This window comes from Blautia sp. NSJ-175, assembly GCF_022867815.1.
Lineage (GTDB): Bacteria > Bacillota > Clostridia > Lachnospirales > Lachnospiraceae > Blautia > Blautia celeris.
In genome coordinates this window covers 130,542-155,619 of sequence record NZ_JALIFQ010000008.1, presented here as the reverse complement: position 1 = coordinate 155,619, position 25,078 = coordinate 130,542, and the positions used below count along the sequence as shown (strand labels likewise).

Annotated in this window: 20 protein-coding genes and 1 tRNA gene; 2 read left to right on the top strand and 19 right to left on the bottom strand. The window is 49.7% G+C overall.

Features of this window, described 5'->3' with window-relative positions:
* Positions 1–9 precede the first annotated feature (9 nt).
* From MUB35_RS14550 to MUB35_RS14465, 18 genes are all read right to left on the bottom strand, one after another.
* On the bottom strand, positions 10–675 hold the full coding sequence (locus tag MUB35_RS14550; protein WP_103731894.1) for a potassium channel family protein: 666 nt from the start codon (positions 673–675) through the stop codon (positions 10–12).
* Positions 676–687: 12 nt separating this feature from the next.
* A complete protein-coding gene (locus MUB35_RS14545; protein ID WP_033143330.1) occupies positions 688–2,085 on the bottom strand; it encodes a TrkH family potassium uptake protein in 1,398 nt (465 codons plus the stop codon).
* A 42-nt stretch (positions 2,086–2,127) separates the two neighbouring features.
* Positions 2,128–3,126, bottom strand: coding sequence for a 6-phosphofructokinase (gene pfkA, locus MUB35_RS14540; RefSeq protein ID WP_033143329.1), 999 nt, complete (start codon positions 3,124–3,126; stop codon positions 2,128–2,130).
* A gap of 95 nt (positions 3,127–3,221) precedes the next feature.
* Positions 3,222–6,704 (bottom strand): DNA polymerase III subunit alpha, encoded by a 3,483-nt coding sequence (locus MUB35_RS14535; RefSeq protein WP_148391813.1) that lies wholly within the window; start codon positions 6,702–6,704, stop codon positions 3,222–3,224.
* Positions 6,705–6,741: 37 nt separating this feature from the next.
* Positions 6,742–7,341 carry a class I SAM-dependent DNA methyltransferase gene (locus tag MUB35_RS14530; protein ID WP_033143327.1) on the bottom strand — a complete coding sequence of 200 codons (600 nt, stop codon included), beginning with the start codon at positions 7,339–7,341 and terminating at the stop codon, positions 6,742–6,744.
* Positions 7,342–7,433: 92 nt separating this feature from the next.
* The gene (locus MUB35_RS14525; protein ID WP_103731896.1) at positions 7,434–8,270 is read right to left on the bottom strand and encodes a CvfB family protein; all 837 of its coding nucleotides are present in this window, start codon (positions 8,268–8,270) and stop codon (positions 7,434–7,436) included.
* Complete coding sequence (locus MUB35_RS14520) at positions 8,261–8,983, bottom strand: acyl-[acyl-carrier-protein] thioesterase (protein ID WP_227245931.1); 723 nt, start codon at positions 8,981–8,983, stop codon at positions 8,261–8,263. The genes MUB35_RS14525 and MUB35_RS14520 overlap by 10 nt, the downstream gene beginning before the upstream one ends.
* An 82-nt stretch (positions 8,984–9,065) precedes the next feature.
* A tRNA-Gln gene (locus tag MUB35_RS14515) sits at positions 9,066–9,137 on the bottom strand.
* A 162-nt stretch (positions 9,138–9,299) separates the two neighbouring features.
* On the bottom strand, positions 9,300–10,649 hold the full coding sequence (locus MUB35_RS14510) for a glucose-6-phosphate isomerase (protein ID WP_103732479.1): 1,350 nt from the start codon (positions 10,647–10,649) through the stop codon (positions 9,300–9,302).
* 28 nt (positions 10,650–10,677) lie between these two features.
* Positions 10,678–11,643 (bottom strand): D-2-hydroxyacid dehydrogenase, encoded by a 966-nt coding sequence (locus MUB35_RS14505; protein ID WP_103732480.1) that lies wholly within the window; start codon positions 11,641–11,643, stop codon positions 10,678–10,680.
* 105 nt (positions 11,644–11,748) lie between these two features.
* Positions 11,749–13,032 (bottom strand): TRAP transporter large permease, encoded by a 1,284-nt coding sequence (locus MUB35_RS14500; RefSeq protein ID WP_225305228.1) that lies wholly within the window; start codon positions 13,030–13,032, stop codon positions 11,749–11,751.
* A gap of 6 nt (positions 13,033–13,038) precedes the next feature.
* On the bottom strand, positions 13,039–13,578 hold the full coding sequence (locus MUB35_RS14495; protein ID WP_244806411.1) for a TRAP transporter small permease: 540 nt from the start codon (positions 13,576–13,578) through the stop codon (positions 13,039–13,041).
* Between the two features lie 21 nt (positions 13,579–13,599).
* Positions 13,600–14,643: a DctP family TRAP transporter solute-binding subunit gene (locus MUB35_RS14490; RefSeq protein WP_033144057.1), complete on the bottom strand. Its 1,044-nt coding sequence runs from the start codon at positions 14,641–14,643 to the stop codon at positions 13,600–13,602.
* 18 nt (positions 14,644–14,661) lie between these two features.
* Positions 14,662–16,200 (bottom strand): xylulokinase, encoded by a 1,539-nt coding sequence (locus MUB35_RS14485; RefSeq protein WP_033144056.1) that lies wholly within the window; start codon positions 16,198–16,200, stop codon positions 14,662–14,664.
* A gap of 34 nt (positions 16,201–16,234) precedes the next feature.
* Complete coding sequence (locus MUB35_RS14480) at positions 16,235–17,077, bottom strand: class I fructose-bisphosphate aldolase (protein ID WP_033144055.1); 843 nt, start codon at positions 17,075–17,077, stop codon at positions 16,235–16,237.
* Positions 17,078–17,148: 71 nt separating this feature from the next.
* Complete coding sequence (locus MUB35_RS14475; RefSeq protein WP_033144054.1) at positions 17,149–18,186, bottom strand: zinc-dependent dehydrogenase; 1,038 nt, start codon at positions 18,184–18,186, stop codon at positions 17,149–17,151.
* Positions 18,187–18,561: 375 nt separating this feature from the next.
* Positions 18,562–19,410 carry a MurR/RpiR family transcriptional regulator gene (locus MUB35_RS14470; protein WP_033144053.1) on the bottom strand — a complete coding sequence of 283 codons (849 nt, stop codon included), beginning with the start codon at positions 19,408–19,410 and terminating at the stop codon, positions 18,562–18,564.
* A 122-nt stretch (positions 19,411–19,532) separates the two neighbouring features.
* Positions 19,533–21,899, bottom strand: coding sequence for a PAS domain-containing hybrid sensor histidine kinase/response regulator (locus MUB35_RS14465; protein WP_244806410.1), 2,367 nt, complete (start codon positions 21,897–21,899; stop codon positions 19,533–19,535).
* 157 nt (positions 21,900–22,056) lie between these two features.
* Between MUB35_RS14465 and MUB35_RS14460 the strand changes: the two genes are divergently transcribed.
* On the top strand, positions 22,057–22,611 hold the full coding sequence (locus MUB35_RS14460; protein ID WP_033144052.1) for a M15 family metallopeptidase: 555 nt from the start codon (positions 22,057–22,059) through the stop codon (positions 22,609–22,611).
* Between the two features lie 312 nt (positions 22,612–22,923).
* Entirely contained in the window at positions 22,924–24,387 is a 1,464-nt protein-coding gene (locus tag MUB35_RS14455; RefSeq protein ID WP_033144060.1) for a nicotinate phosphoribosyltransferase, read from the top strand.
* Positions 24,388–24,466: 79 nt separating this feature from the next.
* On the opposite strand, the gene spoVT is transcribed toward MUB35_RS14455, so the two are convergent.
* Entirely contained in the window at positions 24,467–25,009 is a 543-nt protein-coding gene (gene spoVT / locus MUB35_RS14450) for a stage V sporulation protein T (protein ID WP_033144051.1), read from the bottom strand.
* Between the last annotated feature and the right edge of the window lie 69 nt (positions 25,010–25,078).

Here is a 25,078-nt window from a genome sequence, read left to right as displayed (position 1 = left end):
TGGAATACCTCAATCCTGATAATTGGTCTCGCTGAGCCTGGAAAGGATCTCATTCTTGCCTACGATTCCGAGAGTCTGTCCTGCCCTGAGCGGTTCCTGTGGATTCATCTCAATAGTGACGTTCTCCCCTTCCTTGATGGCGATCACGTTGATTCCGTAACGCCCGCGCAGGTCCAGTTCAATCAGGCTTTTGCCCACCCAGGTATCCGGCACATGCATTTCCACCATGCTCACCTCATCCGACAGCTCAAAGAAGTCCTTGAATCTTCCGGAAATAAAATTCTTGGCAACCCGCACACCTGTATTGTATTCCGGAAAGATCACTTCATCCGCGCCGATCTTCTTCAGAATATGCCCGTGGAGCACGCCGTTTGCCTTGACCAGGACATAGGATACCCCGGCTTCCTTTGCGTACAATGTGGCTATAATGCTGGCCTCCATGTGGTCGGAAATACCGATGACTGCCACATCCACATTGGAAAAATCCAGAGACTCCATCACCCCCGGCTCCGTTACATCTGCACACAGGGGGTAGGAGGCATAGGGGGCAATCGCCTGCACCTTCTCATTGTCCCCGTCCACTGCCAGAACCTCATATCCGGATTTTGCCAGTGTCTCCGCCACAGCGTAGCCGAATTTTCCCAGACCGATGACTGCAAATGTTTTTTTCTTCATATCCTCATTCTCCTAGCCGATAAATATTTTCTGGTCCGGCAGATGCATACCCGAAGGTTTCTTCTCGCCGTGAATGGTAAGCGCTGTCGCCAGAGTTGTGGGGCCGATACGCCCGATATACATAGTAAGTATGATGATGAGCTTGCCTGCCGCAGGAAGAAGAGGGGTCAGCCCTCTGGAAAGCCCCACGGTAGCGCCCGCTGAAGTCACTTCGTACATAATATTGATCAGATACGCGCCTTCCTCCATCCCCTCCGTGGCGATCGCCAGCCCGATAGTGGATGTAAGCACAACAGCCAGCCCCAGCATAAGCACCACCCAGGCTGTCCTGATGTTGTTCTCCGGGATTCTCCTGTTGAATACTTCAGTATCCTCTTTACCCTTGAAAAAGGAAGATCCGGTCAGAAGCAGAGCTGCCATGGTGGTAGTCTTCACACCGCCGGCTGTACCCAGAGGGGAGCCGCCTATGAACATGAGGATCATACAGACCATAGCGGATGCCTCCTGAAGATTTTCCTGGGGAATCGTAAAGAAGCCCGCTGTCCTGCAGGTCACGGACTGGAAGACCGCAGCCATGCATTTTTCCCAGAAGGGCATATTACCCAGAGTTCCCGGATTTCTGTACTCCAGGATCAGGATCAGGAACGCACCGCCGAAGATCAGGATGACCGTAGCAGTGACCGCTATTTTCGTGTTCAGCTCCAAAGCCCTCACCGCCTGCCGGAAGCCCATCTCCCTGCGAAACAGCCGTTTTGCGCATTTTATCAAATCCCACCAGACCAGGTAGCCGATGCCGCCCAGTACAATGAGAGCCATAGTTGTAATATTCACCAGAGGGCTGCCCGCATAATTTGCAAGGCTGTTGTCACCGATGATATCCATACCCGCATTACAGAACGCGGACACAGAGTTGAACAGTGAGATCTGCAGTCCCCTCTGTATGCCGAACTCGGGAACAAACTGAAAGGAATAGAAGACCATTCCCACACCTTCCACCAGAAGCGTTCCCAGTACGATCTTACGCACAAGAGCGATCAGTCCCTTCAGGGTATCCAGATTGTAGGATTCCTGGATCAGCCGCCTGTTGCGGATGCTCACACGCTTTCCCATTGCCAGAACCACCAGGGTCCCGCAGGTTATGACACCGAAACCTCCAAGCTGGATCAGGAACAGGATGACCACATGCCCGAACCCGGACCACGCCGCGTAAGTGGACTCTGTCACCAGTCCTGTCACGCAGATAGAAGTCGTGGACGTAAAAAGGGCATCGATGAACTTAATCTGATGCCCCGGTGCCCACGCGATGGGAAGGGAAAGCAGCAGTGCTCCCAGAAGGATAATGGCTGCAAATCCCAACGCGATGATTTGTGCAGTTTTAAATTTTGTCTTTCTAACATGCATCTTTCTCATATACACACCTTAACTCCTGTCCCATATGCGGCAGGAAAAAATTTATACGTTCTTGCTGTAATTGTGTGACAGAGAATAGCTGATCTCAAACTGATAATCCGGAATGGTTTTCTTCATAGCCAGTGCCTCGTTGATGTCAAAATCCACATACTCGCCATTCTTGTAACCGATAACTCTCTTGGTCTTGCCTTCCAGCAGGACATCCACCGCTTTCGCGCCCATGATGGATGCATATACACGGTCCTTACATGTAGGGCTTCCGCCTCGCTGCATGTGTCCCAGTATGGTGGCCCTTGTCTCAATGCCTGTGGCAGCCTCGATACGCTTTGCCATTGCCTCAGAATGTCCGATACCCTCGGCATTGATAATAATATGATGCTTCTTGCCTTTTTTACGGTTATCAATAATATTATTTATAATCTGCTGTTCGTCATAGTCATATTTTTCAGGAAGAAGAACATCCTCGGCGCCGTTGGCAATACCGCACCACAGTGCCAGATATCCGGCATTTCTTCCCATAACTTCGATAATGCTGACACGCTCATGTGAGGTGGAGGTATCACGCACTTTGTCGATGGCTTCCATAGCTGTATTCACAGCGGTATCAAAACCGATCGTATATTCCGTACATGCAATATCCAGGTCGATGGTTCCCGGAACACCTACAGCATTGATTCCCAGATTGGCCAGCTTCTGCGCACCGGCAAAGGAACCGTCACCACCGATCACGACAAGGCCGTCAATTCCGTGCTTTCTGCACACTTCAGCACCGCGTCTCTGTCCTTCCTCTGTACGGAATTCTGCGCAGCGTGCCGTATAAAGAATCGTACCGCCTCTCTGGATGGTATCGGAAACGTCCACGGCTGTCAAATCAATTATCTCTTCGTTTAATAATCCGTTATATCCCTTTAAAACACCTTTCATGTTAATACCGCGGCTCAGGCCTCGTCTTACAACTGCACGGATGGCAGCATTCATACCCGGGGCATCCCCGCCGCTGGTTAAAACACCGATTGTCTTGATTTCTTTATTCGCAGCCATTTTTCTCCTCCATTACTGTATTTTCATGATTCCCTCTTGACCTCTAATCTTAAACTGTTCAGCAATCTGAATAGTTACCTCTAATCTTCCTTATTTTAATGCATTTTGGTAAGTTTTTCAATACTCTTTTCCACAACTTTTACGTTATCAGAGCCGTACTTTTCGTACAGTTTGCCAAGAAGTTCTCCATTTATCTTTACATTCCTGGACGGGCCGAGCCGTTTTACAGCCTTGGGAGAGCGGATATATACCACCACAGAGTCCCTTCCGTCCGAGTCATTCAACAGCCTGTAAAATTCTTCCTCACCTGACAGAAAATCCTCTTTTGTGGCAAACTGCACCCACAGTTCACTGGGTACATCGTCAAAGGAACGTATATTTTCACAGATCAGTTTGCTGGCCTTTTCATCCTCCGCCGACACTCTTCCCTGGATAAATACTTTGTCGTCCACCTCCATGAGCTGGGCATTCTTCTCATAATCCCTTGGAAAAACAACAATCTCCACGGTTCCCACAAGATCCTCCACTGTGAGGAAGGCCATTACCTTGTTGGTCTTGGTATATTTAATGGTCTTGCCTGTGATCATGCCGCCCACAGTGACCTTGGAATTATCCATGACCCTGGGCATTCCGGTCTCATCATCAGGCAGGAAATCCGTGGTTACTGCAGTGATGTTGTTTCTCCACCTCTGTTCATATTCTTCCAGAGGATGACCGCTGATATACACACCCAGCACTTCTTTTTCAAATGCCAGTTTTGCTTCCTTGGGATACTCCTCCACATTCGGCATACGGATCTCGTAGGCTTCCTTTTCCTCCTCGGAGACCAGGTCAAAAAGGCTCATCTGCCCGGTCATGGCAGTTTTTTTCTCCTGGTTCACCGCATCCAGTATCTGTACATAGACCATCATCTTCTGGCGTCGGTTGCCGGGAATACCGTCAAATGCACCTGCCTTGATGAAGTTCTCTATGGTCCGCTTATTTATGTCACGCCCGGACATGCGCTCTATGAAATCCCGGAGTGTTTTAAACTCTCCCCGCAGGTTTCTCTCCTCCACAAGTCCCTCAATGACAGGTCTTCCGATGCTCTTAATGGCGGAAAGGCCGTAACGTATGGAACCTCCGTCCACAGAAAAGGAACTTTCCCCCTTGTTGATATCAGGGGGGAGAATGTCGATTCCCATCCTTCTGCTGGAGAGGATATATTCAGACACCTTGGATGGATTGTCGATCACAGATGTCATGAGGGCTGCCATAAATTCCACGGGATAGTAATATTTTAAAAACGCGGTCTGGTAGGCCACAACCGCATAGGCTGCCGCATGGGATTTGTTGAAAGCATATTTTGCAAAGTCTATCATTTCGTCATAGATCTTGTTAGCCACCTGTTCGCTGATCCCCCGGTTGACGCAGCCGGGAACCCCTTCGTCCTCGTTGCCGTAGACAAAGTTCTGACGCTCCTTCTCCATGACGGACGCTTTCTTCTTACTCATGGCGCGGCGCACCATATCACTTCTTCCCAGGGTATAGCCGCCCAGGCTCCGCACGATCTGCATAACCTGCTCCTGGTATACAATACAGCCGTAGGTGGCATCCAGAATAGGCTCCAGCTCCGGACAGTCGTATGTGATGCTCCCGGGATTGTTCTTTCCTCTGATATACTGGGGGATAAAATCCATGGGGCCCGGACGGTATAGGGAGATTCCGGCAATGACATCCTCCAGATTACCGGGCTTTAACTCCTTCATAAAGCTTGTCATCCCGCCGCTCTCAAGCTGGAACACGCCTTCCGTCTTACCGGCTCCCAGCATGGCATACACTTTCTTGTCATCATAGTCTATGTGGTCCATATCCAAATCCACACCCTTGTCACGCGCCACCAGTTTTGCCGCATTCTGGATAACCGTCAGGGTACGCAGGCCCAGAAAGTCCATCTTCAGAAGACCCAGCTCTTCCAGCGTGGTCATGGTAAACTGCGTCACCAGGGAACCATCGGATGCCCTGGAGAGGGGGACATACTCCACTACGGGCTTCTGGCTGATCACCACGCCCGCCGCGTGCATGGAGGTATGTCTCGGAAGCCCCTCCAGCCTCTTGCTCATGTCAATGAGCTTTTTCACCGTCTCATCCGCCTCATAGAGACCCCTCAGCTCAGGATTCATCTTCATAGCCTTGTCAATGGTGATGTTCAGCTCTGTGGGGATCATCTTGGCGATAGCATCACACTGGGCATAGGGCAGGTCCATAACACGGCCCACATCCCGGATGACACCTCTGGCAGCCATGGTACCGAAGGTGACGATCTGCACCACCCGGTCCTTGCCGTACTTCTCCACCACATAGTCGATGACCTCCTGCCTCCGCTCGAAGCAGAAGTCCACGTCAATATCAGGCATGGACACACGTTCCGGATTCAGGAAACGCTCAAAGAGCAGATTGTATTTGATAGGGTCCAGCTTGGTGATTCCCAGAGTGTATGACACAAGGCTTCCTGCAGCGGAACCACGCCCCGGTCCCACAATGATATCGTGGTCCCTGGCATACCGGATAAAATCCCATACGATCAGGAAATAATCCACATATCCCATATTCTTAATAACATTAAGCTCATAGTTCAGACGCTCTTCCAGCTCTTCCATATTGCCGCTGTATCTCTCGGCAAGCCCGTCAAAACACAGCTTGTTCAGGTATTCCCAGGCTGTATAGCCCTCCGGGACATCGAATTTCGGAAGCTTTGTCACGCCGAATTCTATCTCCACATTACAGCGCTTGGCTATCTTGTGGGTATTTTCCAGAGCCTCCGGTGCATAGGGAAACAGAGCTGCCATCTCCTCCACGGATTTCACGTAATACTGGCCGCCCTCATAGCGCATTCTGTCCTCGTCCTGAAGCCTTTTGCCGGTCTGCACGCACAGGAGAATGTCATGGGCCTCCGCGTCTGTGCTGTAGGTATAGTGGATATCATTGGTAGCCACCAGTTCAATTCCCGTCTCCCTGCTCATACGCACAAGCTGCTGATTCACTCTGTGCTGCTCCGGTATACCGTGGTCCTGCAGTTCCAGGAAAAAATTCCCCTTTCCGAAAATTTCTTCATATCGCAGAGCCGCCTTTTTGGACTCCTCATAAAAACCTTTTGTGATATCTCTTGCAACTTCTCCTGCAAGGCAAGCACTTAATGCAATAATTCCTTCATGGTATTTTTCCAGAATCTCCAGGTCTACACGTGGTTTGTAATAAAAACCGTCCACGAAACCCGTGGATACGATCTTCATCAGATTCTGGTAGCCCTCCTGGTTTTCAGCTAAAAGTACCAGGTGATAGTAACGGTCCTCTTCTCTGCCAATCTCCTTGTCAAACCGGGAACCGGGCGCCACATAGACTTCACATCCCAGAATAGGCTTGATTCCTGCAGCTTTTGCCGCCCTATAAAAATCTATGCAGCCAAACATGACACCGTGGTCCGTTATGGCTGCACTATCCATTCCCAGTTCTTTTACTCTGGCTACATATTCATTTATTTTATTAGAACCGTCCAACAGGCTGTACTCTGTATGTACATGTAAATGGGTAAATTCCACTGTTGTTCTCCTCTGTTTTACTGTTCCTGTATGGTGTCTATTCTTCTTTATTTTTTACTTTCCGAAGCAGCACATTGTACCACCTGTTATTGTGATCCTCGCCGCGGGCATCGCTGGTCTTCCAGATGTCCAGCACTTTGATATTCGGAATCGAATCCAGAAGGTCATCCAGGGAATCCCTGCTGTAATCGTAGTAATAACGACCGTTGTATCTGCCGTTCCTGTCGCCTTTGCGCACAGAAAAATACAGAACACCGTCATCCTTCAGTGCATTGAGAATCTTCTGCATCACTTCCTGGATCTTGTCCGGCGGGAAATGCCCCAATACGGCACACGCCCAGATACCATGGAATACATCGTCAAACTCCATGTCTTCCACGCGCAGATGCAGGATATCCCGGCCCGTATGAATCTCTGCCAGCTCACACATTCTGGCGGAGCCGTCCATTGCGGTTACGCTGAATCCTTCGTCTTCGAGAAACAAGGTGTCTCTTCCCGACCCACAGCCCAAATCAAGAACCTCTGCATTCTCAGGCAGCAGGTCCATAAAACGCTGAAGCTGCTCCTCCATGCTCAGTTCTACAGTTTCTTCATAATAAGGTACCGCGTATCGGTCATAATAATCTATCGAGTCCACTTATTTTCCTCCTTCTGGACAAGTACAAAAAAGAATTTGATAAATTGATTTACGGTACAAGTATATCATACCTTTTCCTATTCGTGAAGCATCTAACGTATATAAATTTTATGGTTTTTCAGTTCTATTTTCTCTTCTTTGAGCAAATGCCCCACAGCGCGTTTGAACGCATTCTTGCTCAGGCCGAACTCACGCTTTATGATTTCCGGTGAAGCCTTGTCATCAAAGGGCAGAACACCTTCAAACTCCCTGATGATCTCATACACGCTCTCGGCATCTTCATGGAGCTGGATATGGGCCTTCTGCTTTGCGCTCAAATTCAGCTTGCCGTCTTCCCTGACCTGAGTGACACGCAGTGTCAGCTCTTCGCCCACCTTATAATTGCCCTGGGCCTCCTGTTTTGGAATCAGGCCGGAATACTGCCCGTCCACTGCCACAAATACGCCGAAGTTGTCACTGTGCTCATACACCACACCTGTCACAGTATCTCCTATAATGTAGGGAGAATTTGTCTTGAGGTAGTGATACACTTTCATGGTAGCGCACAGACGGCTGCTCTTGTCTATATAGAGGGATACCAGAACTTCCTCCCCCTCATGCACTTTCTTTGTCTGTTCTTTATATGGAAGGAACAGGTCTTTTTCCAGTCCCCAGTCCAGGAATGCTCCGATCTTCGTCACCTGAGCAACTTTCAAAAATCCCACCTGGTCCATCATCAGTGCCGGAGTCCTGGTGGTTGCGATCAGACGGTCAGAGGAATCCTTATAGAGGAATACCTCCATCTGGTCCCCTTCCTTCGTCCCCTCCGGCACCTCTTTGCCGGGAAGGAGCACTCTGTCCGTTTCCCCTGCGTCCGGTCTGTCTCCCAGATACACACCGAAATCCACAGTCTTCACAACAACCAGTTTCTGTTTTCTGCCTAATTCCATTCTTTTTTCTCCTTTAATTCCACAACCGCATAGGGTTCGCCGTTCTCACTGCAGAGAGCCACGGTACATACCCCCTGCTCCTGCTTCACTTTTGGTACTATGATATCTCCCAGCACTGCCTGTCCCTTGTACTCCGCCCGCATCTGGTGCACACAGAATCCGGCGGGCACGAATTCCTCTGCCATAGCCACGTACTGTCCGTTGTTTACATGGTGATTGGTATCCAGATGGTGGGGACGCACGGGAAAGCTCTCATACTCTGCCGTGTCCACAGGCATTTTGATCTTCCTGGGCGCATATTCCATGGGATATCTCTCTTCCAGTGTATAGGCCTCGATCTGCTGCTCTGATACATTTGCCGGCATACCGGTCTCCAGATCCAGATATGTCCACAGAGAGTTGGCATAGGCAACCGTTGCCCCGCTCTCATCCTCCATGGTAAAATTCCTGCTTCCCAGAAAACGCTTAAACGCATAGGGCCAGGTAGTTATTTTTATTTTCTCGCAGAGCTTTGGATACCGGTCCACAACAATCTGCCAGGAGGAAAGGACCCATACCCGGTTCTTCTCCTGCAGATAATCAATCCCCACACCTGTATGTTCCGAATGAAAGGTACTGCAGTCCTGGAAATAATTGATGACGGAATTCAGGGTCAGATTCCTGTCCTCCCCAATCTCACTGTAGCGGACATAACTTTCAAAAGAGTATTTCATTTTTTCTGCCTCCCGGGTATATAACAATTATTCCTGTATACCAAAATATCCCAGACACTTAGTCTGGGATATTGATTCTTAGCTGGGCTACAAGGATTCGAACCTTGAAATGACGGAGTCAGAGTCCGTTGCCTTACCATTTGGCGATAGCCCATTGTTTTGCAACAAAATGAATTATAAAGGATAACTCAAAAAAAATCAAGTCCTTTTTTTAATTTTTTTAAAAAAATTTTTTTCACTGTCCCGGAAGGCCCAAATACCGCATTTTCCGGCCTGGTTTCTTCCGGGACAAACAGAATACAAACAACTTTTAAGTCTACAGTCTTTCCATTAACTCCGCATGCTTTTCCTCATATCCCGGCTTTCCCAGCAGAGCGAACATGTTGCTCTTATAACTCTCAACGCCCGGCTGGTTAAAGGGATTCACTCCCAGCAGATAACCGCTGACGCCGCAGGCAAATTCAAAGAAATAGAATAACTGCCCCAGACAGAACTCATTCTGTTCCGGTATATTTACCCGAAGGTTTGGCACATTGCCGTCGGTATGAGCCAGCGCCGTGCCGTTCATTGCGCTTTTATTGATGAAGTCAACGGTTTTTCCCGCCAGATAATTGAGGCCGTCAAGATCTGCCGCTTCTTCTTTGATGACCAGTTCCTCCCTGGGTTTCTCCACATTGAGGACTGTCTCGAACATGATTCTGGATCCGTCCTGGATGAACTGACCCATGGAATGAAGGTCTGTGGTCAGGTCAACGGAAGCGGGCATGAGTCCTTTCTGGTCTTTGCCTTCGCTCTCCCCGTAGAGCTGCTTCCACCATTCCGACACGTAGTGCACGCTGGGTTCATAGTTTGCCAGCAGCTCTACGGATTTGCCTTTGCGCAGAAGAATATTGCGGACTGCCGCGTAAAGGAGTGCGTCGTTCTCTTCATATGGAAGATGCAGTGCGTTTTCCCGTCCAAAAGCGGCTCCTTCCATGAGCCTGTCAAGATCTGCGCCGCTGACTGCGATGGGAAGCAGACCCACTGCGGTCAGCACGGAGAAACGGCCGCCCACATCGTCAGGCACTACAAATGTCTCATAGCCTTCCGCTTCTGCCAGACTCTTTAAAGCTCCCCGGGCCTTGTCCGTGGTGGCATAGATTCTGCCTGCAGCTTCTTTCCTGCCGTATTTCTTCTCCAGCATTTCCTTGAATACACGAAAAGCGATCGCCGGTTCCGTGGTGGTTCCTGACTTGGAGATCACGTTGACGGAAAAATCCCGGTCCCCGATCACATCGATCAGCCCTTTCAGATAGGTACTGCTGATATTGTTGCCTGCAAAATAAATCTCAGGCGTTTTTCTCAGTTCTCTGCTGATATTATTATAGAATCCATGTCTCAGAAATTCAATGGCTGCCCTGGCACCCAGGTAGGAACCGCCGATGCCGATCACCACCAGAACCTCTGAATCGGACTGGATCTTTTCAGCCGCCTTTTTGATAGCCGCGAACTCTTCTCTGTCATAATCAACAGGCAGGTTGATCCATCCCAGGAAATCGTTTCCCACGCCGTTTTTTGCTGCCAGCGCAGCTCTGGCTCTTTCGGCGGCTTCTTTCATATATTCTACTTCATGGGCACTGACAAAGCCCGCTGCCTTAGAATAGTCAAATGATACCTTATTCCCCACTGCACTTCACTCCTCTCTCCGCATTGCTTTACTTATTCACAACATTCACAGGACTGCCTTCTGCATAAGCCCTGATATTGTCAGCGGTAATGTCCATGATCCGCTGGCGGGATGCCTGGGCTGCCCAGGAAATGTGGGGTGTAATGAAGCAGTTCTTTGCCTTCAGCAGCGGATTACTGCCTTTGATCGGCTCTGTGGACACAACGTCCAGACCTGCGGCATATACTTTCCCGCTGTTAAGGGCATCCGCCAGATCCTGTTCCACTACCAGTTGTCCACGGCTGTTGTTGATGAGAATCACGCCGTCTTTCATTTTCGAGATATTTTCTTTATTGATTATGCCTTCTGTCTCCGGGAAGAGAGGACAGTGAAGGAAGATCACATCCGACCGGGCAAACAGGGTGTCTAAGTCCACATACTCTGCCAGCTTTTTCCCTGCCTCGCTCTGGTAAGCGTCGTAGGCGAGCACCTTCATATCCATTGCCTGAAGGATTTTTGCTGTTGCCTGACCAATCCGTCCCAGTCCGATAATGCCTGCCGTCTTGCCGTAAAGCTCTATCATGGGGTAGTCCCAGTAGCACCAGTCCGCATTGCTCTCCCATCTGCCCTCAGCTACCGTCTGCGCATGATGTCCATAGTGGGAGCAGATTTCCAGAAGAAGGCCCACTGCATACTGGCCTACGATCTGCGTCCCGTAGGTCGGCACATTCACCACCGGGATTCCTTTTTCCTTTGCATAAGCGCAGTCTACCACATTATATCCGGTAGCCAGCACGGCGATCAGTTTGATGTTCGGGCATTTCTCTATGGTCTCTCTGGTGATCGGTGTCTTATTCATGACTACCACTTCCGCGTCCCCAATCCTCTCGGCGATCAGCGGTGAGTCCACATAGGAAGTACGGTCATATACCGTAAGCTCCCCGTATTTTTCAAGAGGTTCCCAGCTTAAATCTCCGGGGTTCTCTGTATATCCGTCCAACACTACAATTTTCATAACAATTCCTCCTTGAATGTTCCCTGTCCTGTGTCCCGGCACACGTCCCTTATCACACCTGCTTGTATGCTTTCTAAGGGGCGGCGCCGTTTTCTGTCAGTGCTGTCAGCCGAATATGAGGCCCACAGGCACTGTGATGATAGATGGAAATACTATAAAGATACATAACGCAACTGCGATCAGAATGATCCACGGCACGGATGCCTTGATGATCTTCTCCAATTCAAGTCCCGTGACATTCTGCGCCGCGTAGAGACATACGCCCACCGGCGGGGTGATCAGTCCGAAGGACAGGGTGATTACCAGGAATACCACGAAGAACAGCGGAGATACACCGACTGCCTGCACTGCAGGAAGAAGGATGGGAACCAGAATGAAGATTGCCGCTGTGGCATCCATGAACATGCCCACACAGATCAGGAACAGGTAAAGCACAAACATGATGACAATACGGTTGTCGGAAATACCTGTGATCATATTCGCCACTGCGCTTGGAAGTCCGTCCAGCTCAAAGATCAGTGATGCAGGCTTTGCCGCGATGGCCACAAAGAGGATCGTTCCTGTGGAACGGGCATTTTTGCAGATAATGCGGGGGATATCTCTCCATTTCAGGTTCTTATAAACATATACGGAAACCAGTATGGTGTAGACAACAGCAATCGCTGCACCCTCTGTGGGGGTATAAAATCCTGTATATACGCCGCCCAACAGGATCACAGGTGTCAGCAGCGCGGGAATGGCGCTCACAAATGCTTTGCCCAGGCGTTTTCCCTGGAAAGGAGTACGGTCACCGATATTATGCTTTTTACAATAAAAGTAATTGTAAACCATAAAAATGAGACCGATAATGATTCCGGGGATCAGTCCTGCCAGCAGTGCCTGTCCAATGGACACATTGGCGGTTGCCGCTGCGTTGATCATCAGGATACTGGGGGGAATCACTGACGCCAGCATGGAACCCGACAGGTTGATGGCTGTGGCATAATCCTTGGGGTAGCCTTTCTTCTCCAGGGCATTGATACTCATCTTACCGATGGATGCGATGGCCGCTACAGAGGAACCGGACATACCCGCAAAAAGCATATTTACCACAACAGATACATGGCCCAGGCCTCCGAAAATCCAGCCAACCATGGACTCAGCCAGATCATAGATCTTATCCGCAACTCCGCCTTCATCCATAAGGGAACCGCACAGAATAAACAGCGGGACCGCAACCATAATAAAGCTGTTCATAGATGTAAACATGGACTGTGCCGCCATGGAAAGAGGCAGAGAAGACATTGTCACAATTGTAAACACAGATGCCGCACCAAGGGAAATCGCAATGGGAACTCCCAGGAACATCAGCAGCATGAAAACCACCAATAACGTAATACTCATTACCATCTGCTGTCACCCCTCCTTCTCTTCTGTTTCATTATCTTTTTTGCTTTTTCCTGCAATCTCCACATTTCCGTGATATTCCATAAAGCTCTGCAGGACACCGATGATACCCAGTACACCGGCGATCGGCTGGCAAATGCCGATCAGATACATGGGAATCATAAGCGCTGTTCCCATTTCCTTCATCATGATCTGCTGCTGCACGACTTCCCATCCGTAAATGATCATGAAGCCGAAAAACAGAGTCACTATCACCGCATATAATATTTCACTGAACTTTCTAAGCCATTTGGGTCCCTTTGCCACAAACAGGGTGACACGGGAAGATTCCGCCTGGTTAAAGCCTGCCGCCAGTGCCACGAACATCATCCACAGGAAGAGATACCTGCTGGTCTCCTCTGTCCAGGGAAAAGGATGTCCGATGACACGCCCGATGATCTGCACCAGGATCGTGAATATCATGCCCACCACCATAACGGCAAGGACTGCATTCTCCACTCCGTCGATCACATCAAAGAATCTGGACAGGGCTGTTTTCTTTCGTTCCATAAGAACACCTCCACCATTTTCTTAGTTTTTACCGCAGAATTTTGCTGTAGCGTCGAACAGCTCATCGTCATCGATCAGTTCTTTGAACTTATCGTAGCAGGACTGGGATACTTTAACGAATTCCTCACGACCTTCGTCGGAAATGTCATTGTACTCCATGCCGTTGTCAAGCAGGGTCTGCAGGGCAGTCTCATCTTCTTTTTCCATAAAATCAACATTCCACTGCTGTACTTCCTCACCGGCCTTTGTGATGGCATCCTGCTGTTTCTCGGATAAACCTTTGAAAACTTCGCTGTTGATCCCTACCAGCCATGCGTCTGCCATATGGTCTGTTCCGGAGATGTATTTCTGTACTTCATAGAACTTGTTGGAGAAGGGAACATCCACCGGATTTTCCTGTCCGTCCAGAGTATTTAACTGAAGCGCATTATAAACCTCACTGAAGTTCATGGGTGTTGTCACCGCACCGCAGGCACCAAAGAATTCCACATACAGTGCATTATTGGGTACTCTGAGGACCATACCCTTTAAATCCTCCGGTTTGCTCACAGGGTTTTTGGAATTGGTGATCTTACGGAAGGATCTGGTCCAGCTTCCCACCGTGGTGATTCCCATATCGGAAACACGGTTCATCAGTTCTTTTCCTGTGTCGCTGTTCAAATAATCCAGAAGCTGCTGCTGGTCATCAAACATATAAGGTACGGATATCACATTATAACCCGGTTCAAAGCTGGCATATACGCTGCTTGCCAGGATCAGCATCTGCAGGGAACCTGCTGAGAGCTGTTTGATACCTGCAGCGGTATCACCGCCGTAGAGGGAACCGTTTCCGGAAACCGTGAATTCCAAAGTTCCGTCAGAATACTCACTGGCCCGGTCTGCGAATTCCTGTGCTGCCTGATATATGTAAGAGGATTCCGGGTCCGGAACAGCGATGGTGATTTTTGTCTTCTTTTCCGCTTTGCCTGAAGCATCTGTGCTTCCGGAAGCGTTTCCTCCGCATCCTGCCAGACCGGTACAGATCATTGCTGCTGTCATTATTGCTGCTAATACTCTTTTCTTCATTTTTCTTCTCCTTTTTTACTAATGTAAATTACTCCCAATCTTATATAATTCCTTAATCTGTGGATATAACTGTATATATACCTGATACCTTTTGTTGTAGATATCATCATGTGCCCGGCTGCTTCGGATAACTTTATATACTTTCTTCTCCACCTTATCAGCAGCTTCATAGACATCTTTGAAAATTCCGGCTCCCACTCCGGCAAGCAGTGCTGCGCCGATGGGGGCCATATCATTCATATCCAGAATCTTGATATCTTTTCCTGTGATATCCGCTTTGATCTGTGCCCAGGTCTCGCTCTTGGCACCGCCTCCGATGGAGGTGAATTCCTTGATTTCCCGGCCTGTAACACGTTCGGCGATCTCTGAGAGCTGTCTCAGTCCGTATCCGCAGCCCTCCATGACCGCCCGGTTCATTTCTTTTCTGGTGGTCTGCAGGGATATGCCGAAGAAGACGCCCCTGGCGTAAGGGTCCCAGATGGGGCTTCTCTCACCAAGCATGTAGGGAAGGAATACAAGGCCGCCGCTTCCCGGCTCTGCCATGTCGGCTTCCTCATTCATGAACTGAAAGGCTGTCTTATCTGTACCTACTGCCCTGTCCACCAGGTCCTGGCAGAAGTTGTCCCGGAACCATTGGTAGGAAGCGCCTGTGTGGGACAGTGCGCCCTGATAGATCCAGGTTCCCTCCACCACATGGCACCTGTTGATAAATCCCTTGTCGAATTTCGGCTGGTCCACGCAGATAGTAAGGACATTGGTGGTACCCACGGACTCACACACCTGCCCGGCTTTGGTCACGCCCGCAGCCAGAGTCGCGCAGGCTGTGTCACCGCCGCCGATAATAACCGGGGTATCTCTGGGAATTCCCATCCGGATCAGATCGGGATGGATAAGCCCTCCCACAACGTCAGTGGAAGCGTGAAGCGGAGGCAGCTTCTCCATATCGATCCCAATCTTTTCACAGAGAACTTCGGACCACTGAAAGCCGCCTGTTGTCTCGAACAGATCCGTATAGGACGCATTGGAATAATCAATAGCAAAATTACCCGACATCCTCTGGGCCAGCAGTGTGTTTACATGACCGAAATATTTTGTTTTCTCATAAACTTCCGGCAGGTTCCGCTTGATCCACAGCATAGAGGTTCCTGACATGGCACCTGCCATGGCTGTGTTCGCCGTGATCTCAAAAAGTTTTTCGCGGCCCACGGCTTCCAGGATCATCTCCGCTTCCTCGGTGCTGCGCCTGTCTGAATATATGATGGGGTCTGTAAGCACCTCTCCGTTTTCCCCCAGGGCAGCCAGTCCGGGACACAGGCTGGAAATGCTGATTCCTGCCACCCGGGACATGTCAATGTTCTTTCCCTCCTGAAGCAGACGGATACATTTTAAATACGCTCTCCACATATCCTCTGTGTCGATCTGCGCATAATCCTGATTTGGCGTGATCAGCCGGTATGAGCTGCTGCTCATGCCCAAAACCCTGGCCTGTTCGTCTATAATCGCTACTTTGATGCTGGTGGTTCCCACATCCACCCCCAATAAGTATCTATTTCCCATTTCATACACCCGTTTCGTTCTTTATTGGTTTTTCTTAGAATTCGCTGTAGTTTTTGTCGTTTTCAAGCTGAGCTAAAAGCTCTTTTGCTTCTTTTACGCTGTATCCCTCATGGATAATGTAACGAAGAGCAATCACAAGTGCTGTCACATCTTTGTAATCCCATACGAATCTTCCCATGGTCACGCCGCCGACACCACAGTCCATAGCGTCTCTTGTCATCTGCAGATAGTCATCCAGTGTCTTGCAGGCATCGCCGCCCTGGATAACGATACGGAAGGTGGAAGGTACGGTAGCCACTACTTTTGCCATGCTTTCCGGGTCACCTGTATAGGTTGTCTTGATGATATCCATACCCAGCTCACAGGCACTTCTCACGCAGTATGCAATGTTTTCCCAGGCTGTTCTGTCTTCCGGTTTTACGCTCTCTCCCTTTGGATATACATGTCCGATCAGCGGCATTCCTTTTCTCATACATTCCTCTGAAACCCTGCCGATGGCCTCAAACTGCTCGCCCTGGAAATCTCCCAGTGTCATGCATCCCATAGATACAGCGTCAGCGCCCATGCGGATGGCTTCATCTACAGTGCCGAAGATGGTGTCTTTGGTGGGGGCTACCGGGGAATAGTTGGAGATCTTCATGAGCATTGCCACTTCGCCTGCGTGGTTCCACATGCAGTGTTCTGCGATTCCCTTTGTCAGTGTCATGGCATCCGGTCTTCCCAGAATGATCTTATCAATAGTATCCTGTACATGATGCAGTCCTGTCAGAGGTGCGATTCCCCTGGAAGTTGCATGATCAACTGTGATTGCCATCATTTTGTTGCTCTTCGGGTTAACCAGTCTGCTCATTCTTACTTCTTTACCTAACATTGCCATAATTTTAATCTCCTTTTTTATCATAAAATATTGTAGTTTTTCTGCTGCTGTTCACACGCTGCTGCGTGATCCTATGGTTCAATGATCACTTTCAGGCCCTGGCCGCTTTTACACATCTCGTAAGCCTGCTGGAAATCATCAATTTTATATGTATGTGTTGCGATCTTATCCAGATTGATCTTGCCTGACATGACCATGTCCGCCGCTTCCAGATAATCAGCGCGCTTATAAGCTGTACTGCCGTTGACCGTTATTTCATTATAATGGATGGTATTTACCTCTATGGTGCACTCGCCTGTTCCGGCAAAGCCTGCGAAGAGGTTTACAGTACCGCCTTTTTTACAGAGCTTCAAAGTGGAATTCACAAGTGCCGGTACGCCGATGGCCATAACGATCACATCTGCTCCCATGCCGCCGGTGGCTTCCTTGATGATCTGTTCCAGGTTCTCACTGGTGGGGTCTACCACTCTGTCTGCGCCCAGTTCAAGGGCAACCTGGCGTCTCATCTCGTTGGGTTCGCTGACGATCACCTGCTTTGCTCCGGCAATCCTGGAAAGCTGCATGTGCATCAGTCCGATCGGTCCGGCTCCTACTATCAGCACGGTATCATTGAATCCGGTACCGGCATTTTTAAGACCGCGGATACAGCAGGCCAGAGGTTCTATCAAAGCGCCTGCGGTGAAGGATACATGATCCGGAAGTTTGATGACATTGCCGCTCTTGATGGCGATCTCCGGGATCAGCACATATTCTTCAAAGCCTCCGTCAAACTCATATCCCACTGCCTTACGGTTCATACAGGCGTTTTCCCTTCCCGCCAGACAGGCCGGACAGGAGCCGCAGGGGATCACATTGGCGATGGAAACCTTGTCTCCCGCCTGGAATCCTGAAACATTCTTTCCCACCTCACTGATGACACCGCACATCTCATGGCCGATCACGGACGGATAACGGACACCTTTTGTCTTGGTTCCTGCAAGAATCCGCATATCTGTTCCGCAGATCGCGGCTTTCTTCATCTCCAGAAGTATGTCATTATCTCCGATTTGAGGCTTCGGCAGATCTGTTGGTGCGAAATCATTCGGACCGTTCAAAACAACTGCTCTCATACTTTCTCACTCCTTTTTTTATCTTGATGACATCATAGCATGTTTAAAAATAATTTTCAATAGTATTTTTATTTTTTGTAAATTATTTTCAATTTAGGGCTCTATTTTTGTCTATATTGCTGTATTTTCATTGTTTTTCATCTTTGCAAAGGATTAAATAAAAATATTTTTCAAAAAGTATTCCGCTTTATTTTCACATTATTTTTGTCTTTTCTGTAATTTTTTTTCAGTTACAGCCATAAAATCCCCATCTGGCTGACCACCTGACAGCGTGCAGACCTGCGCAGTCATCCTGCTGTCCGGACCGGAGATCCTATACAAAAAACCGCTGCAGATCACAACGACCTGCAGCGGCATTCGATTTGTATTACCTGTTTACAATTTATTTTCTGAAGTGGCTTTTCTGGTTTTCTGGATAGCCATGTAGGAGTTTTCATAATCTTCAAAGGCTACGATTGCTACCAATGTATCTATCATGGCCAATTGTGCGATCCTTGTACTGACAGACTCTGACTGGAATATAGTCTCCTCTGCCGAGGAATACAGAACCGTATCCGCAATTTTGGACAGAGGCGTCTTTCCCTGACTCACCAGAGCCACCGTATCCGCTCCATTCTCTCTGGCGTTCCGCAGACAATTCATTACATTGTAGTTGCTTCCGCTGTGGGAAATGCCGAAGGCAAGCTCACCCTCCTCCATAAGAGACGATACCATAAGCTGCATATCCGCATCATCATAGACAAAAGCCCTGATGCCTATCTTCATAAACTTATGCTGAGCATCCCTTCCCACCAGAAGGCTGCCGCCGCTGCCGAAGAAGATCAGCCGCTTTGCACTGCGTATCTGGTCTGCCACCTTTGTCAGCAAAGGCAGGTCAATACCCGCAAGGGTCCTGTTTAATACATTTACCTCTGAGGCAAAGATTTTCCTGCAGATGGTCTCCGGATCATCTCCCTGCTCCAGGCTGGGATTAAAGTGCTTGTCCCTGGGCAGCACGTCTCTGGCTGCATTCACCTTGAAGTCCTGGTACCCTTTATATCCCACACTTTTACAGAACCTCACCACAGACGCATCACTCACGCCTGCCTCTTCCGCAAGCTCTGTTATATTATAGTTCAGCACTTCCTCATAATGCTCCAGTATATAAGATGCCAGTTTCATTTCTGTATTGGTAAGCAAGTGCATTCTCCCCAAAATTTTTTCCTTGCAGCTTCCTCCTACCACAATCCACGCTCCTCTTTGAACTATTTTTACAATTTACAGAAAAATCATATCATATTTGAAAAAAATTTTCAACATCAATTTCTTTTTACACTTACGCAGATCAAAACCCTGTGTTCTTTTCTCTATGATTCCCATCCCGTAAGATCCCGTAACGTATTGATGATCTTCTCCATATCGATTGGTTTGGCAATATGGGCGTTCATGCCGGAATCCAGGGACTTCTTCACATCCTCTGAAAAGGCGTTGGCTGTCATGGCAATGATCGGGAGCCGGTCTGTATCCTCTCTCCCCAGGGCACGGATGCAGCGGGCCGCCTCGCATCCGTTCATGACCGGCATGCGGATATCCATAAGGACCGCGTGGTATCTCTCCGGATTCTCCCGCACCATATCCACTGCCTCTCTTCCGTTCACGGCCTGTTCCACCTGCGCTCCGGCCATACCAAGCAGCTCCCGGGCGATTTCCCGGTTCAGCTCATTGTCCTCGACCAACAGGACCTTCATATCCCTGAGGGGCGTTTTATCCAGGATATCTGTGACCTTTCTGTCTGTATCCGGCTTCTGGGAAACTGCATTCCTGTCCTGTAACTCCAGATACAGCGTCACTGTAAAACGAGTCCCTTTTCCCGGACTGCTGTGAACCTGCACATCACCCTGCATCATGCTGACAAGCCCTTTTACAATGGACATGCCAAGGCCGGTCCCCTGGATGTTCTTCACGCGCTCATCGTTGGCGCGCTCAAAGGGATCATAGACATGCTCCAGAAATCCCTCATCCATTCCGATGCCGTTATCCTCCACAATGAACTCAAATTTACCATAACCGCATATGTCAGACGCCTTCTCTCTGACGGCAATACCGATACATCCGCCGTCCGGGGTATATTTCACCGCATTTGTTATGAGATTCAGCAGGATCTGCCGGATACGGCCGGTGTCCCCCTGCACATTCCCGTGTATGATCTCATCTGTACATACGGTAAGCCTATGGCTCTTTTCCTCTGTCTCATGCCCGATTATAGTGCCGATATCACGCATCAGTTCCTGCAGGCAAATAGATTCCCGGGCAAGGATTATTTTGCCCGTCTCAATCCTGGTCATATCCAAAACTTCATTGAGAAGCTTCAGAAGATGCTCACTGGAAACACTGATCTTATCCAGGCAGTCCTGTATCTTCTCCGAATCCCCCGCATTTGCCTGGGCTATGGCGGTCATCCCCACAATGGCATTCATAGGAGTCCGGATGTCATGGGACATTCTGGCAAGGAAACTGGTCTTGGCCTCATTGGCAGTCCTGGCTGATTCGTAGGCTGTTAAAAGGGCCTGGCGGTTCTTCTCATCCTCCGCACGTCTGGCATCCACGTTCCGCATCAGCAGCAAAAAACCGCCGCCGGTATCCTGCTCTATGAGCGCTGAATAATACGAATAGTAGTGAAGCTGGTGTCTCTTATCCCACATGCGCAGTTCGCCTTCCAGCCACCTTCTGTCCCGGTAGCTCTCCTCCCGGTAGAGGCTTTCCAGGACTTCCCTGTCCTCCTCATAGACACACTTCCTAAGCTGCGCCGTATAGTCCGCAAAACTGCCGTTCCGCCTGAACTCCATACTCTTCTCCGCATAGTGGACACAGTGGTATTCCGTTCTTCCCACATCCACACTGACAGCCAGCGTGTACATTCTGGACACTGCCACCTGGGCGATCATCTGGTCATAATGCTGCTCCATCTCCGCATTCTGGTCGTCAAAGGCCATGATGACAATAGGGCTTTCCACACCGGATACGGCAAAGGGCAGAAGGAGTATCTGCCTCCAGTCACCGGATGCCACACGGTAGGTATATTCCACACGACTCCCCTGGCCGTTCAGCCGCTCCGGCAGCCTGTTTCCTGATGCCAGCTCCAGAAAATATTTTCTGTACTCCGGAAGCACACTCCCTGAGGCATAGACGCACAGGAACTCCCGAAGGCTGGAACAGCCGCTCACGTATCTGCCGATTTCCTGGTAATCCTTTATGGTCTTGATCTCCTCTGTCTCTATATTGCACAGATAAATCCCTTTGTACCGTTCACTTAACGTCCTGATGACCGCATCGGATTCCTGCTCGGCCCTGATGGTGTCTGTGATATTCTGGTGATAACCCCGCAGCCGGATTCCCTCTTTATAGCTGTCATCCTGTACACCGCCGCAGCGGACATAGATCCTTCCCCATTTCGGATGTCTCCAGGGGTATTGTACCTCCGCACGCCTGTGGCTTATCATCTGCTCCACCACTTCCTGGACCTGCGGATAATATTCCGGCACGATCCTGTCATACCAGGCCCTGTAGCAGACCTCCGGTTCCGGCTCCTCATCCAGACCCAGCAGCCCCAGCATGGCTCTGTCTGCGTACATCCTGGGTTCTTTCCCTTCTTCTATCTCTATGATCCAGAGTCCTGTCTGCGCCTGCTGAAGGACCTCCTGAATCATTGTTATATCCCCGAAATGTTCCAGCATAACTCTATCCCCTTTTCTGAATGCTGCCCGTTCACGCGCTAAAACCTATGTACAGTATACTACAAAATATTTCCCAATACTATCCTGGAGCAGTGTTTTTTTCTCCTCCCTCTGCATAGAATACTGGTTGAATACGAATAATAAGGCTGGTCAATCCATGTCGAAATTTTCCATACTGGTCAATCGGGAGCGCCCCCTGCCAAAAGGCTGCATTCCGCAAAATCTGACTGAACCCGCGATTCCCTTTCAAGCACCTCCCGGTGACGCCAAACGGCTCCTGGTCAGGGAGGCAGCCGCAGCCGCTGAAAAACTGTTTGCCCGTGCCCGGGAGGAGGGGCTCTGTCTGTGCGGTATCTCAGGCTACCGTCCCTACACCCGCCAAAGTGAACTGTACCGGGCAGCTCTTGCGAAAAACACCTCCATGACCGCCGTAGCGCCTCCGGGATGCAGTGAACACCAGACAGGCCTTGCCCTGGATGTATCCTGTCCCTCTGAAGACTACGAGCTGGAGGAGACCTTCGCCCTGACGCCGGAGGGCAAATGGCTCAATACCTATGCCTCCCACTTCGGTTTTATCCTCCGCTACCCAAAAGGAAAGGAGTCGGTCACCGGATTTCCCTATGAGCCCTGGCATATCCGCTATGTAGGGGACCCCCTTGCCCTTTACCTGTCCCTCACCGGATTGACCCTGGAAGAATACTACTTGTTATAATTAGACGAAAATATGTTACTGTTCACTGCGTGCCCAGCAACACGCTTCGCGATGCACAGATATGGAGCATTTTGCTCCACATCGCGCTGGCTGCCTCGGGATTTTCATGCCTTCGGCCTGAAAACACCTCGCGGGACAGTGGTATGTGAACAGTAACGAAAATACACCAAACAATCCGGCAAAATGCCAGTGTATCCTTGCATTTTGCACAAAAAGTGCTATAATATCACCAAGGCTGACGCAATCCCGGAGAACAGACTGATTTTCAAGGGAAGGCAGACAGATAAAGCTATTGCAAAGGAGCACTATAGTATGAGAGCTTTGAATTTAACATTACTGACCGATTTATATGAGCTGACCATGATGCAGGGTTATTTTAAGAACCCTACTGACCAGGTAGTCGTTTTCGATGCCTTTTACCGAAAAAATCCGTGTGACGGAGGATACGCCATTGCTGCCGGACTTGAACAGATTATCGAATATATTCGCGACCTCCACTTCACCCCGGATGACATCGACTACCTGAAATCTCTGAAGATCTTCGACGCAGATTTTCTGGAATACCTGCGGGGCTTCCATTTTACAGGTGATATCTACGCCATTCCGGAGGGGACCGTAATCTTCCCAAGGGAACCTCTTGTGAAGGTCATTGCCCCTGTTATGGAGGCCCAGCTTATTGAGACAGCTCTGCTGAACATTCTGAACCACCAGAGCCTGATCGCCACAAAGGCCTCACGGGTGGTATATGCTGCCAAAGGGGACGGAATCATGGAATTCGGCCTGCGCCGCGCTCAGGGCCCGGACGCGGGGATCTACGGCGCCAGAGCCGCTATGATCGGCGGCTGTATCGGAACTTCCAATGTGCTGACCGGTCAGATGTTCGACGTGCCCGTAAAAGGAACCCATGCCCATAGCTGGATCATGAGTTTCCCTGACGAATACACCGCGTTTAAGGCGTACGCAAAACAGTACCCCAACGCCTGCATTCTGCTGGTGGATACCTATGACGTGCTGGATTCCGGCGTGCCCAATGCCATCCGTGTATTTAAGGAAATGCAGGAGGAGGGCATAGAGCTGAAAGGCTACGGTATCCGCATTGACAGCGGTGACCTTGCCTACCTCTCCAAACAGGCCTACAAGATGCTGGCTGACGCCGGTTTTGAGGACGCCATTATCTCCGCCTCCAGCGATCTGGACGAGTACCTGATCGACAGCTTGAAGGCCCAGGGAGCCAAGATAAATTCCTGGGGCGTGGGCACCAATCTGATCACCTCCAACGGCCATCCGGCTTTCGGCGGTGTGTACAAGCTGGCTGCCATAAAGGAAAAGGATGACGAGGACTTTGTTCCCAAGATCAAGCTTTCCGAAAATGTAGAAAAGGTGACAAACCCGGGAAACAAGACCGTTTACCGGATATATGACAAGGCCACCGGTAAAATCCGGGCGGACCTGATCTGCCTGGCGGACGAGACCTTTGACACGGAAAAAGACATGATTATTTTTGACCCCATGGCTACCTGGAAGAAGACCAAGATTGCCGGCGGCACCTATACACTGCGCGAACTTCTGGTTCCTGTATTCCTGAAGGGTGAATGTGTCTACACCTCCCCCTCCGTCATGGAGATCCGCGATATATGCGCCAAAGAAAAGGAAACTCTCTGGAGTGAGACCATGCGTCTCGTCAATCCCCAGGAAGTCTACGTGGACTTATCTGACAAGCTGTACGCGATCAAATCCAGACTTCTGGAGGAGATGGGCGAAGCTGCCATCGAATAAAGATTTGTACATGAAAAATGCACCTGTCCCCGAATCCCTCTTACCGATTCCGGGCAGGTGCACTGTTTTTTTCTTTTCCCTACTGTTCCATCTGACGTCCCAGAAATCCGGAAGCCGCCTGGGCAAGCTTCAGCTCTGTCTCCGTAAATGCCCTGCCGCCCTCTCTTCCAAGCAGGATCACAATGCCGATGCTGTCCCCGGCGCATGTGATGGTGCTGTATGCCTGCGAGCTGTAATCATACCGGTCATCCTCCACCACTTTCAGGAACCCCTTGTCTGTGACAACATCATTTCCCCTGTCAGCGATCACATCCTCCAGCTCAGAATGTATCCTTTTTCCCAAATATTCCTTGGAACCGCTTCCTGCAGCGGCGATCACCTGGTCATGGTCACAGATGCATACCATACATCCGGCTACCTGGGCCAGGCTCTCTGCATACTCCTTTGCAAAATTCCCAAGCTCTCCAATGGGTGAATATTTTTTCAGGATGATCTCCCCTTCCCGGTCCGTAAAAATCTCCAGGGGGTCACTCTCTCTTATACGCAGTGTTCTTCTGATTTCTTTCGGAATTACCACACGCCCCAAATCGTCGATTCTTCTGACTATACCTGTAGCTTTCATAAAAAAATTTCCTCCATTTTACACTATGACATTTATCTTCTTTAACTTCACCTTCGCCTGAACGAATGG